This window comes from Streptomyces sp. 840.1, from assembly GCF_003751445.1.
Lineage (GTDB): Bacteria > Actinomycetota > Actinomycetes > Streptomycetales > Streptomycetaceae > Streptomyces.
Genome location: NZ_RJUU01000002.1, coordinates 1,266,663 through 1,279,075, shown reverse-complemented (window position 1 = coordinate 1,279,075; position 12,413 = coordinate 1,266,663). Strand labels below are relative to the sequence as shown.

The following is a 12,413-nucleotide window of genomic DNA, read 5'->3' as shown; positions in this document are numbered from 1 at the left end:
GAGCGACCGGATACCGAAAGGTTTACCCCCCATGTCTGCTGATCTCCAAGGTTCCCGCGCGCTGGTGACCGGAGCGGGCCACGGCATCGGCCGTGCCATCGCCGTCGCCCTCGCCGAGGCCGGCGCCGATGTCGCCGTCCACTACCACTCCTCCGCCGACGAGGCCGCGAAGACGGTCTCCGAGATCGAGGCGCTGGGCCGGCGCGCCAAGGCGTTCCAGGCCGATGTGACGGTGACCGCCGAGGTGGACCGCTTCGTCGAGGAGGCGACCGGGTTCCTCGGCGGCCTGGACGTCCTGGTCTGCAACGCGGGTCATCTGATCGGCCGGGCGAAGATAGCCGAGATGACGGACGATCACTTCGAGCAGGTCATCTCGACCAATCTCACCTCCGCCTTCCGCACCGTGCGCGCCGCCCTGCCGCATCTGACCAGGTCCTCGGCCGGGCGCGTCATCACCATGTCCTCGCTGGCCGCGCACAACGGCGGCGGTCCCGGCTCGGTCGCCTACGCGGCCGCCAAGGCCGGAGTCGTCGGATTCACCAAGGGCCTCGCCAAGGAGCTGGGCGCCAGCGGCATCACGGTGAACGCCGTCGCACCCGGCTTCATCAAGGGCACCGCCTTCCACGACACGTTCACCGCGCCCGAGGCGCAGCAGGCGATGGAGGCGGGCATCCCGGTGGGCCGCGCCGGCACTCCGAGTGACGTCGCCTCGGCCGTCGTCCACCTCGCGTCGCCCGCGTCCGGCTTCCTGACCGCCACCACGGTGGACATCGACGGTGGCGTGTGGCCGCGTTGAGGCGGATCGCCCGCGAGCGGGGCGGCTGGTGGCACGCGTACGTGTGCCCGGCGCACGGGGTGGAACTGGATCACGGCGAGGTGCTCGGCGGGGTGTTCCCGGAGGGCGGCGCGCGCTGCGCGTACGGCTGCCGGGTGGACGACGAGGCGGTGCGCGGCGCCTGGCTGGTGCTGTCGCACCAGGCGTGGGCGCGGCACCTGCGGGTGCTGGCCCACCGGGGCGAGCGCGCCGAGGCCGTGGCCCGGCTCGTCGAGTACGCGGGTCTGTACGAGGAGCTCGCCACCGCGCAGCACGGTGAGGCGCAGGGCTGGATGCTGCGCGGCCGGCTGTTCCACCAGGCGCTGACCGACGCGATCTGGGCGGTGAACATCGGCCACGCGGTCATCACGCTCGCCGAGCACGGCACGGAGGACCTGGCCGGGGTGCTGCCGCTGCTGGACGCGCTGGAACGGGCGGCCCTGGACGCCCGGGACGTGCTGACCGGGAAGGGACAGCTCTCCTCCAACTACACCGCGTGGCTCAATGCCGCGGGGGTGGCCGCCGGTCGCGGCGCCGCCGCGGCGCGCGGGCAGGAATGGGACGGCGCCAAGCAGTGGCTGGAGGGCGAGCACGGCCTGTACGCGCATCTGCGGGTCGCGGTCGCCGAGGACGGCTGGGAGTGGGAGGGCAGCACCTACTACCACGGGTTCGTGCTGCGGGCGGCGCTGCTGGCGCTGCGGTCCACCGATCCGGCGGCCGTTCCGGCCGATGTGGTGGGTGTGCTGGCCGGGATGACGGACGTGCTGGCGACGATCGCGACCCCGGGCGGCATTCTCCCGGCGCTGCACGACGGTCCGTATCTGCGCGCACCACTGACCCTGGAGTGGCTCGAACTGGTAGCCCTGACACAGCAGTTGGTCCCCTCGGACGCGCTGGAGGCGGTGGCCGGGCGGGCCCGTGCCGAGCTCGGTGACGCGGACGACGGCCTGGACCGGGAGCTGGGCGGCTGGTTCGCCGGCCCGCCGCTGCCGGCCCGGCCCGCGCCCGCTCCGCTGACGGTGTTCAGGGCGGCGGGCTACGGGGTGCTGCGGGTCGCGGGCATCCACGCACTGCTGGACTTCGGCCCGCACGGCGGATCGCACGGCCACCGGGACAAGTTGTCCCTCTATCTCTACGGCGATACGACACCGTGGCAGCCCGACCCCGGTCAGGTCCCCTACGCGCACGCCGAGTTCCGTGATCTGTACGCGTCGACCGAGGCGCACCCGGCGTTCCGGGTGGACGGCGCCGAGCAGGCCGAGTGCACGGGCGCGCTGCTGGCCTGGGACGACCACTCGGTGACCGCCGAGGTGACCACCGCCTACGAAGGCGTGCGCGCCGTCCGGCGGATCGTGGCGGGCGAGGGCTTCCTGGTGGACCTGCTGACCGTGACCGCCGGGGAGGACCGGCTCATCACCGCCCAACTGCGCCCCGGGACAGCCCTGGACGTCCAGTCGCAGGGGGCCGGCCCGGTGCGCACCACCTGGTACGGCGACGAGACGCTGCACGGCTGGCACACGCACCTCGCCGGCGTACCGGTCCGCCCGGTGAGCACCCCGGGTCCCGGCCCCGCCGACGACCCGCAACGCGTGCGGACCCGGGTCGACTTCAGCGCCGTCACCGACCGGGTGACCTTCGCCTCGGTGTACCAGGCCGGGTCCGCCGGGCCCGCCGTCACCGATGTGACGCTCACGGAGGACGGGCTGAGCGTCCGTCTCGCGGACGGCAGCACCACACGGTTCCGATCGGAGGACTGACCCTTGTTGCTCTCGGCGACCCCGCCGGCAGGACCGCGCCCCGCGCAGGAGACGCGGCTGTACGAGGAGGCCACCCGCCATCGCGGGCTGACCCCGCCGCGTACACACCCCCTGGCCAGCATCACCTGGCTGGGCCCCGCCGCCTCCAACCCGGCGCTGGCCTACCGGGTCGGCGGCGATCCGGCCCATCTGGCGGAGAGCCGGCGCTGGATCGAGGCCGCGGTGCGGCTGCCCCACTGGGGCAAGGCCCATATGCCGGACCACGACCTGGACGCCGGCTGGCTGCTGCACCACCTGGCCCTCACCTACAAGTGGATCGGTGACGACCTGCCGGACGGGGTACGGGCGCTGCTGCGGTACAAGCTGCTGCTCCAGGGGCGGCGGATGTACGAGTACGCGGTGGCGAGCGAGGGCAGCTGGTGGTCCTCGTCGTACTGGCAGAACCACAACTGGATCTGCTACGCGGGTCTGGCGACGGCCGGTTATGTGCTGGGCAAGCAGGAGTGGACCGAGCGGGCCAAGGACAACCTCGCAACCGTCCTCGACCTGATGCCCGAGGACGGTTCGCACGCCGAGGGCGTCGTGTACTGGCGCTACGGCGTGCCCTTCCTCGCCATCCACCTGGACCTCCTGAAGGAGGCGGAGGGCATCGACTGGTGGGACCGCGGCGGGTTCATGTCCCGTACCTTCCGCTACCGGCTGCACCAGACCGCGCCCGGTTTCGCGTTCAACGTCGATCACGGTGACTGCCACGACCGGCGCAGCGGTCACAGCGCCGGGCTGTACTACCGCCTCGGCGCGCAGTACGGCATCCCGGAGGCCCAGTGGATGGGCGATCTGGCCTCGGGCGAGCTGCTGTGGAAGGAGGCGGCCGAGAGCGGTGTGCGGCCGGGGATCCTGCCGGAGGCCTATCTCGAATACCTCTGGTACGACCCGTCGGTGCAGGCCGCGAGGCCCACCGAGACCCGGGCGTTCTTCCCGGACCTGGGGCTGCTGGCCGCGCGTACCGGATGGGACGAGGACGCCACCCTGGTCTCGTTCAAGGCCAGCCCCGGCGGGGGCCACCGGGCCTGGGAGACGGCCGCCGAGCACCGGGCCGAACTGGGCTGGGAGACCCTCAACCAGGGCCACCACCACCCCGATTCGGGCTCGTTCGTGCTGGTCGCGCAGGGCGAGTTCCTCGCGGTGGACGAGGGCTACAGCAACCGCAAGCGGGCCGCCCATCACAACCTGCTGCTGGTGGACGGGCAGGGGTACGCGGACGAGGACCGGTACCACGTGTACCGGGACATCCCGTTCGAGCGGCAGGCCAGGCAGCGCGACGTGCTGGTCTCCCCGGACTGCGGATGGGCACACGCGACGGCGGAGATCGCCGCGATGTACGCCCCCGCGCTCGGGGTGCGGCGGCTGGACCGGACGCTGGTGTTCACCCCGTCGGGGCGGCTGGTGCTGCTGGACCTGGCCGAGGCGGAGGCGGCCCGCGAGTGGACGTTCCTCCTCCAGACCGACCGGCCCACCGAACCGCTGCCCGACGGCGGCCGGCTGATCCGGGCCGGGGAGGCCACCGCGCGGGTGCGGCAGTTCGCGCCCGCCGACGGCCGGACCGGCTGCGAGGTCACCGAGGTGGTCGCCAATCCGACGTCCAGCACGCCGGAGCTGAGCCTCACCCGGACCCTGCACACCCTGCGTTCGACAACCACCCGGTCCACCGGGGGCCTGTTCCTCACCGCGATCGACCCGGCGACGGGACAGGACGCTTCGCAGGTCCCCTGCGCCCAGGGGCAGGGGGTGACCTTCGGCACGGAGACCGTGCTGCTCTCCCCCGTCGCCCGCCGGATCCGCACCGAGGGCGTCAGCGCCGACGCCGCGGCCGTGCTGCTCACCTCGGACGGCGCGCCACACGTGGTGGCGGCCACCCGGCTCGAACTGGACGGCACGGTGCTCCTCGACGTGCCGGAACCGTATACAGGAAGGGTCGGCTGATCATGCAGGCAACTCTCTCGTCCAGCTGGCCGACGCTGCTGCGGCGGCTGGAGTTCGTGGCCTACCCGGCCGCCGCCGGCGCCGCGTTCGTCGTGCTGTCGCTGGGGGTGGTCACCTGGCTGCCCGCGCTCGCCGCGATGGCGCACGGTCTCCAGCGGTGGCGGGCCGAGGGAGACAGCCACTGCTTCGCCAACACCTTCGCGGCCTTCCCCCGGTACTGGCGCTCGATGTGGCGGCACGGGCTGGCCTCCACGGCGGCGGCGGCCGTCCTGAGCGCCAACATCGTCTATCTGCTGGGCCGTTCGGAGCCGTGGACCTTCGTACTGCTCGCCGCCCAGGCGGGCATCGCGGCCGCGCTGGTCATCCACCATGTGGCGCTGGCGGCCGAGGCCGGCCGGACGCCCGGCGGCACGCTCCGCGACTGGACCCGCCGCGCGCTGGCGCTCGGCTTCGGCTCGGCCGCCCGGGGCACCGCCCTGCTCGGTGCGGTGGTCTCCGCCGTACTGCTCTCCCTCGTCGTTCCGCTGGGGCCACTGCTGCTCGGCCCGAGCATTCCCGTACTGCTCGCTCTGTCCTTCGCCGATCCCAGGAGGCACACCCCATGAGCCACGCACTGCGCACCACCCTCGTCGCGGCGCTCGCCGTCGGCGCCCCGCTCGTCCTCTCCCCGCCCTCCGCGGCAGCCGCTGCCACCGCGTACTACGTATCGCCGTCCGGCAGCGACACCAACTCCGGTACGTCGGCGGCGTCCCCGTTCGCCACGATCCAGAAGGCGGTCGATCTGGCGCCGACGGGCGCGGTGGTGAACCTGGCCGCCGGTACGTACAAGCAGGATGTCGTGACCAAGCGCGCCGGGGTCACCGTCACCGGTCCGTCGAACGCCGTGGTGAAGGGCGCCGGTGACGCCCGGATCATCCAGGTGCAGCACGACTCGACGACGCTGAACGGCTTCACCGTGGACGGGCTGCACGGCTCGGCCGGCGATGTGTCCGGGTACCGCCTCAAGCTCATCTATGTCATGAGCACGACTCCGGGTAACGGTGTGGGCGGTCTGCGTATCACCGATATGACCCTGAAGAACGCGGCGGACGAATGCCTGCGGGTGCGCTACCTGGTGACGGGCGCCGAGATCTCGGGCAACACCATCACCGACTGCGGCGTCGCGGACTTCAGGTTCGGCGGGGGCGGCAAGAACGGCGAGGGCATCTACCTCGGCACGGCCCCCGAGCAGCAGGGTGCGAACGGCGCCCCGGACGCGGCCCCCGACATCAGCCGCAACAACCGCATCCACCACAACACGATCGCCACCCGGGGCAACGAGTGCGTCGACGTGAAGGAGAACTCGACCAACAACTACGTCGAGTACAACGACTGCAGCGAACAGCAGGACCCCAGCTCCGGCGGGCTCGACGCACGCGGCAGTGGCAACATCTTCCGCTACAACACCATCCACGACAACGTCGGCTCGGGCATCCGGCTCGGCGGTGACACCGCCACCGACGGCACCGCCACCAGCGTCTACGGCAACACGATCACGGGCAACGCCGGCGGCGGCATCAAGTTCATGCGCACCCCGCAGGGCCCCGTCTGCACCAACACCATGAGCGGCAACACCGGCGGCGACGCGGTCGGCACCTACGGCAGCGAGTACACCCCGACCGGCGCGTGCCCGCAGTGAGCGGCCGGGGGCCCGCGAGACGCGGGGTGCTGACGGCGGCGGCCGGACTGGCCGCCGTCGCGGTGGCGGCGCCCGGCGCCCAGGCCGCCGACGGCGCGTCCGGCGGCGCGCGCCGCTCGCGCTGGACGACCTCCTGGGCGACCGCGCAGACCGCGCCGACCGACACCGATGCGGTGGCGAGCGCCGGGCTGACCGACGCCGTGTTCACCGCGCGCGTCCGGCTGACGGCGGGCGGCCAGGTGCGGCTGCGCTACGGGCACGCCTTCGGCGCCGTACCCGTGCTGATCGGCCCGGTGACCGCCGGCGGGCGGCCCGTCACGTTCGGCGGGCAGCGGCAGGCGTGGCTGGCCTCGGGAGCCTCGCTGACCAGTGACGCGGTCGCCGGTCTGCGGGCCGCCGAGGCGTCCCTGCTGACGGTTCGCACCGAACTGCCGGGCCCCACCGGGCCGTTGTCCTTCCACCGCAACACCCATGCCTCGCACGACGTCGACGGGGAGCGCACCACGTCGGTGTACCTGCTGACGGGCGTCGAGGTGACGGGCGCGCACGGGCCGGTGATCGCGGTGCTCGGCGACTCCATCGCGGAGGGCGTCGGCACCCCCGACGACTCCGGGCTGCGCTGGCCCGACCAGCTGGCCCGTCGGCTGCCGGGCGCGTCGGTCGCCGACCTCGGCATCAGTGGCAACCGGGTGCTGCTGGACGACGCGCGGTTCGGACCCGGCGGACAGGCCCGGTTCGACCGCGATGTGCTCTCGCTCCCCGGGCTGCGGACCGTCCTGGTCCACCTCGGCGTCAACGACCTCCAGCAGCCGCCGAGCCAGACCGATCCCGCGCTCGTCCTGGCCGGGTACCGGCAGCTGGTGCTGCGCGCCCGGGACGCCGGGCTGCGGGCGGTCGGCGCGACGATCGCCCCGTTCGGCGGCTGGACCCGCTGGACGCCGGAGCTGGAGACGGTGCGGCTGCGGATCAACGCGGCGGTGCGGACCGGCCGGGTCTTCGACGCCGTGGCCGACTTCGACGCGGCACTGCGCGACCCGGACCACCCCGAGCGGCTGCGGCCCGCGTACGACAGCGGCGACGGGCTCCATCCCAACCCTTCCGGCCATGCGGCGCTCGCCGCGGCCGTCGACCGCCGACACCTTCTGTGAGGGCAGCGCCATGACCCCAGGCACCACCTCCGGCACCAACGGCACCACCACCCGCCGCACCGTCCTGGCGGGCGCGGCGGCCATCGGCGCGGCCGCCGCCCTGCCGCTCGTGCTCCCGGCGGGCAGCGCCCGAGCCGCCGCCGCGGACCCGGTCGACGACGCCGCCTCCCTGCGCACCCGGTGGCACACCCTGCTCACGGGCGGCCCCGGCCTCGACCTGAGCGACCCGCAGATCGCCGCCGCCGTGGCCAGGACCGGCAAGGCCGCGACGACCGCCGTCAAGGGCCTGGACCCCACGCGCAGCGACGGGCTGTTCCCCGACCTGACCAGCACCACACTCTCCAACCACGTCACGACCTCGTTCAAGCGGCTCGCCACGGTCGCGACCGCGTGGGCCGTACCCGGCACCCCGCAGTACGGCGACACCGCACTGCGCGATCTGCTGCTGGCCGGCCTCGACTGGATGCTGACCAACCGTTACGGCCCCGGCCACACCCGTTTCGACAACGACTGGGACTGGGAGATCGGCTCCGCGCTCGCGCTCAACGACGCGACCGTGCTGCTGTACGACGCGCTGGGCGCGGAGCGGCTCGCCCGGATCACGGCGGCCGTCCTGCACTACACGCCCGACCCGAACCTGTGGCGGGCCGACCGGCAGATCGCGACCGGCGCCAACCGGGTGTGGATCTCCACCGTCGTCGCCGTGAACGCCGTGCTCCGCGACAGCGGGGACGACCTGGCCCGGGTCCGTGACGCTCTTTCGGACGTCGAGGGTTCGGGCGCCAACAGCGTCCTCGCCTACAACGACGCGAGCGCGGCGGCCGAGGGTACGGGGGAGGGCTTCTACTCCGACGGCTCGTTCCTCCAGCACTACAAGCACCCGTACAACGGCGGCTACGGCAAGGAGCTGCTCAACAACCTCTCACGGCTGCTGAACCTCCTGGCCGGTACGGCGTGGACGGTCACCGATCCCGACCTGGACAACGTCCGGGGCTGGGTCGACGAGGGTTTCGACCCGCTGCTGGCGCGCGGCGACGTGATGGCATCGGTGTGCGGGCGCGAGATCGCCCGCCCGAGCAAACAGGGCCACGTCTCGGCGCAGACGGTCATCGAGGCGGTGGTCCGGCTGATCCCCGGCTTCCCCGGCGAGACGGCCGACCGGTTCACCGCCCTCGTCAAGCAGTGGATCGCCGAGGACACCTACCGGGACTTCCTCGCGGTCACCGACCTCGCCTCGCTCGTCGCCGCCCGGCAGGTCATCGCGTCGCCGGTGCCGGCGCGCGGTCCGCTGGTCGCCCACAAGCAGCACCCCCGGATGGACAAGGCGGCCCACCACCGGCCCTCGTTCGCGCTCGGCATCTCCGCGTACTCGTCCCGGATCTACAACTACGAGTCGATCCAGAACGAGAACCTGCACGCCTGGCACCTCTCCGACGGCATGGTGCTCCTCTACACCGACGACCTCGGCCACTACAGCGAGGACTACTGGCCGACGGTCGACCCGGCACGGCTGCCCGGCACCACGGTCATCGCGGGCCGCCCCGCCGACGCCGCGGGCCAGCGCACCACCAGCACCGCCGACTGGGCGGGCGGCACCGCGCTGCCCGCGACGACGCTCGGCGCGTACGGCATGGAGCTGCGGGCGTTCGGCAGTTCGCTGCAGGGGCTGAAGAGCTGGTTCTGCCTGGACGACGTCATCGCGTGCGTGGGTTCCGGCATCACCGCCGACGCCGGCACGGCCGAGACGGTCGTGGAGAACCGGAAGCTGCGGGACCCGCAGGCGGCGCTGCTCGTCAACGGCGAGGCCGCCCCGGCGGACACCGGCTGGTCTGATCAGCTGGACGGGGTGCGGTGGCTGCACCTGGCCGGGACCGGCGGCTACGTCTTCCCGGAGCCCGTCACCCTGCACGGGCTGCGTGAGGACCGGACCGCGACCTGGCGCGAGATCAACCTCAAGTACGGCACCGACACCTCCGTCACCCGCCCCTACCTGACGCTGTGGCAGGACCACGGAACCGCCCCGGGCGGGGCCGGCTACTTCTGGCTCCAGGCACCGGCGGCATCGGCCGACCGCACGGAGCAGTGGGCCTCCGCGCCGCCGGTGACCCTGGTCTCGGACTCCACCGCCGTGCACGCGGTACGCCGCGGCGCGGACGGGCTGCTCGCCGCGAACTTCTGGGCGGCGGGGGCCGCGCAGGAGCTCGCCTCGGACGGTCCCGCCTCGGTCCTGGTCAGGCCCGAGGGCAAGACGGTGACCGTCTCCCTGTCCGACCCGACGCAGCTGCGGTCCTCCGTCGTGCTCGACCTGGCGCTGCGGGGGCTGACCGTCGTCTCCGCCGACCCCGGCGTGAGCGCCGCACCGGCCGGCGGCGGCATCCGGATCACCGCCGACACCGCCGGCCGCCACGGCGCAACCCTCAACCTCACCCTGAAGAGGAGCTAGACCCTTGCTGTTCGACATGCCACTGGACCGGCTGCGCGACTACCGGCCGGAGCCGGAGGAGCCGGCCGACTTCGACGCCTTCTGGGCGAAGACGCTGACCGAGGCGTCCCGGTTCGAGCTGGACGCCGGGTTCGTCCCGTACGACGCCGGATTCGCCACCGTCGACGTCTTCGACGTGACGTTCCGCGGCTGGGGCGGACAGCCGGTGAAGGCCTGGCTGATGCTGCCCAGGGCCCGTTCCGGCCCGCTGCCCGCCGTGGTGCAGTACATCGGGTACAACGGCGGCCGGGGCATCCCGTACTCCTGGCTGACCTGGAGCGCCCTGGGCTACGCGCACCTGATCATGGACAACCGGGGTCAGGGCGGCGGCGGCAAGAACACCGCCGACACCGTGGACATCGGGCCGGACGGGAACGGCTCCTCCTCCCCCGGCTTCCTGACCCGGGGCATCGAGGACCCCTACCGGCACTACTACCGCCGGCTGATCACGGACGCGGTGCGGGCCGTCGACGCCGTGAAGGCGCATGACGCGGTGGACGCCACGCGGGTGGCGGTGCTCGGCGGCAGCCAGGGCGGCGGCCTCGCGCTCGCCGTCGCCGGGCTGCGCGACGACGTCGTGGCGGCCGTCGCCGATGTGCCGTTCCTCTGCCACTACCGGCGCGCCTCGCAGATCACGGACGCGGGACCGTACGCGGAGATCGCCCGCTGGCTGTCCGGGCACCGCTTCCGGATCGACGAGGCGATGGAGACCCTGTCCTACTTCGACGGGGTGAACTTCGCGGCGCGGGCCACCGCCCCGGCGTGGTTCTCGGTGGGGCTGATGGACAAGATCTGCCCCTCGTCCACGGTGTTCGCCGCCTACCACCGCTACGCGGGCCCGGCCGAGATCGAGGTGTTCACGTACAACGGCCACGAGGGCGGCGCGGAGTACGACCTGCCGCGCAAGATCGCGGCCCTGCGCGGCGCGTTCGGTCAGTAGCGGTCGCCGGTCACCGGCCCAGCGCCGCCATCGCGGCGTTGTGGCCGGGGACCCCGCTGACGCCGCCGCCGCGCACCGCGCCCGCCCCGCACAGCAGGATGTTGGGGTGCGCGGTCTCCACGCCCCAGCGGCCGGTCTCCCCGGTGGCGTACGGGAAGGCGAGGTCCCGGTGGAAGATGTGGCCGCCGGGCAGCCGCAGGTCCCGCTCCAGGTCGAGCGGGGTCTTCGCCTCGATGCACGGCTCGCCGTTCCCGTCGAGGGCCAGGCAGTCGGCGACGGGCTCCTCCAGGTGGGAGTCGAGTTCGGCGAGCGTGGCCCTGAGCAGGGCGGCGCGCGTCGCCTCGTTGTCGGCGGCGAAGAGCCGGGCCGGGGTGTGCAGGCCGAAGAGGGTGAGGGTCTGGTAGCCGCGGGCGGCGAGGTCCGGGCCGAGGATCGAGGGGTCCGTCAGCGAGTGGCAGTAGATCTCGGACGGCGGGACGGCGGGCAGCCGTCCCGCCGCAGCGTCCCGGTAGGCGCCGGCCAGCTGCCCGTACCCCTCCGCGATGTGGAAGGTACCGGCGAACGCCTCGCGCGGGTCGACCGAACGGTCGCGCAGCCGGGGCAGGCGGGTGAGCAGCATGTTCACCTTCAGCTGGGCGCCCTCGGCGGGCTCCGGCGGTTCGTCCCCCAGGAGCGCGGCGAGTGCCTGCGGCGAGGCGTTGACCAGGACGCGGCGCGCACCGACGGTCCGCTCGCCCCCGTCCGCCCTCACCGTCACCTCGGCGTGCGTTCCGTCGGTCTCGATGCGGACCGCCTCGTGGCCGGTGCGGATGTGGGCACCGGCCGCGCGCGCCGCCGCCGCGAGGGCGTCGGTGAGCGCGCCCATGCCGCCTACCGGCACGTCCCAGTCGCCGGTGCCGCCGCCGATGACGTGGTAGAGGAAGCAGCGGTTCTGGAGGAGCGAGGAATCGTGCGCGTCGGCGAAGGTGCCGATCAGCGCGTCGGTGAGCACCACGCCGCGTACGAGGTCGTCGTCGAAGTTCTCCTCGACGGCGACGCCGATGGGCTCCTCGAAGAGCATCCGCCAGGCGTCCGCGTCGCCGATCCGCTCCCGTAGCGCCTCACGGGTCGGCAGCGGTTCGGTGAGGGTGGGAAAGACCCGTTCGGCGACCTGTCCGGTACGGCGGTAGAACCGCTGCCACGCTTCGTACTCCCGGTCGGAGCCGGTGAGCGCGGCGAAGGAGTCGCGGGTGCCGTCACCGCCGACGAGCAGCCCGGTGGCGCGTCCGTCACGGACGGCCGGGGTGTACGAGGAGACGGTCCGTTTGCGTACGGCGAAGTCGAGGCCGAGCTCCCGGACGATCTTCGGCGGCAGCAGGGAGACCAGGTAGGAGTAGCGCGACAGCCGGGCGTCGACGCCCGCGAAGGGCCGGGTCGAGACGGCCGCTCCCCCGGTGGCGGCCAGGCGTTCCAGGACGAGGACGGACTGCCCGGCCCCGGCGAGGTAGGCGGCGGCGACGAGACCGTTGTGGCCGCCGCCCACGACGACTGCGTCATAGCTCTCGGGTACGGGCATGGCTCTTGGTAGCACGGACGGCGGCCACCGGCCAGAGCGGGGGCCGGGGCGCCGCG

The 12,413-nt window shown here is 73.3% G+C and carries 9 protein-coding genes; 8 read left to right on the top strand and 1 reads right to left on the bottom strand.

Features of this window, described 5'->3' with window-relative positions; genetic code table 11:
• Nucleotides 1–31 precede the first annotated feature (31 nt).
• The 8 genes from EDD93_RS31780 to EDD93_RS31745 are packed head-to-tail and all read left to right on the top strand — an operon-like array spanning nt 32 to nt 10,802.
• Nucleotides 32–796 carry an SDR family NAD(P)-dependent oxidoreductase gene (locus tag EDD93_RS31780; protein WP_123529057.1) on the top strand — a complete coding sequence of 255 codons (765 nt, stop codon included), beginning with the start codon at nt 32–34 and terminating at the stop codon, nt 794–796.
• Nucleotides 784–2,571 (top strand): heparinase II/III family protein, encoded by a 1,788-nt coding sequence (locus EDD93_RS31775; RefSeq protein ID WP_185092581.1) that lies wholly within the window; start codon nt 784–786, stop codon nt 2,569–2,571. The genes EDD93_RS31780 and EDD93_RS31775 overlap by 13 nt, the downstream gene beginning before the upstream one ends.
• 3 nt (nt 2,572–2,574) lie before the next feature.
• On the top strand, nt 2,575–4,554 hold the full coding sequence (locus EDD93_RS31770) for a hypothetical protein (RefSeq protein WP_123529055.1): 1,980 nt from the start codon (nt 2,575–2,577) through the stop codon (nt 4,552–4,554).
• A gap of 2 nt (nt 4,555–4,556) precedes the next feature.
• The gene (locus EDD93_RS31765; RefSeq protein WP_123529053.1) at nt 4,557–5,159 is read left to right on the top strand and encodes a DUF624 domain-containing protein; all 603 of its coding nucleotides are present in this window, start codon (nt 4,557–4,559) and stop codon (nt 5,157–5,159) included.
• Entirely contained in the window at nt 5,156–6,232 is a 1,077-nt protein-coding gene (locus EDD93_RS31760; protein WP_123529051.1) for a right-handed parallel beta-helix repeat-containing protein, read from the top strand. Before EDD93_RS31765 ends, EDD93_RS31760 begins: the two co-directional genes overlap by 4 nt.
• A complete protein-coding gene (locus tag EDD93_RS31755; protein ID WP_260256014.1) occupies nt 6,220–7,380 on the top strand; it encodes an SGNH/GDSL hydrolase family protein in 1,161 nt (386 codons plus the stop codon). Before EDD93_RS31760 ends, EDD93_RS31755 begins: the two co-directional genes overlap by 13 nt.
• Nucleotides 7,337–9,823: a polysaccharide lyase 8 family protein gene (locus EDD93_RS31750; RefSeq protein ID WP_260256013.1), complete on the top strand. Its 2,487-nt coding sequence runs from the start codon at nt 7,337–7,339 to the stop codon at nt 9,821–9,823. The genes EDD93_RS31755 and EDD93_RS31750 overlap by 44 nt, the downstream gene beginning before the upstream one ends.
• A 4-nt stretch (nt 9,824–9,827) precedes the next feature.
• Nucleotides 9,828–10,802 (top strand): alpha/beta fold hydrolase, encoded by a 975-nt coding sequence (locus tag EDD93_RS31745; protein ID WP_123529047.1) that lies wholly within the window; start codon nt 9,828–9,830, stop codon nt 10,800–10,802.
• A gap of 10 nt (nt 10,803–10,812) precedes the next feature.
• Here the strand turns inward: EDD93_RS31745 and EDD93_RS31740 are convergent, their stop codons facing one another.
• Nucleotides 10,813–12,357: an NAD(P)/FAD-dependent oxidoreductase gene (locus EDD93_RS31740; RefSeq protein ID WP_123529045.1), complete on the bottom strand. Its 1,545-nt coding sequence runs from the start codon at nt 12,355–12,357 to the stop codon at nt 10,813–10,815.
• Nucleotides 12,358–12,413: the final 56 nt, after the last annotated feature.

Coding starts and splice junctions, on each gene's coding strand:
- EDD93_RS31750 (WP_260256013.1), top strand. CDS start 7,337: ATGCGGCGCTCGCCGCGGCCGTCGACCGCCGACACCTTCTGTGAGGGC.
- EDD93_RS31765 (WP_123529053.1), top strand. CDS start 4,557: ATGCAGGCAACTCTCTCGTCCAGCTGGCCGACGCTGCTGCGGCGGCTG.
- EDD93_RS31760 (WP_123529051.1), top strand. CDS start 5,156: ATGAGCCACGCACTGCGCACCACCCTCGTCGCGGCGCTCGCCGTCGGC.
- EDD93_RS31780 (WP_123529057.1), top strand. CDS start 32: ATGTCTGCTGATCTCCAAGGTTCCCGCGCGCTGGTGACCGGAGCGGGC.
- EDD93_RS31740 (WP_123529045.1), bottom strand. CDS start 12,357: ATGCCCGTACCCGAGAGCTATGACGCAGTCGTCGTGGGCGGCGGCCAC.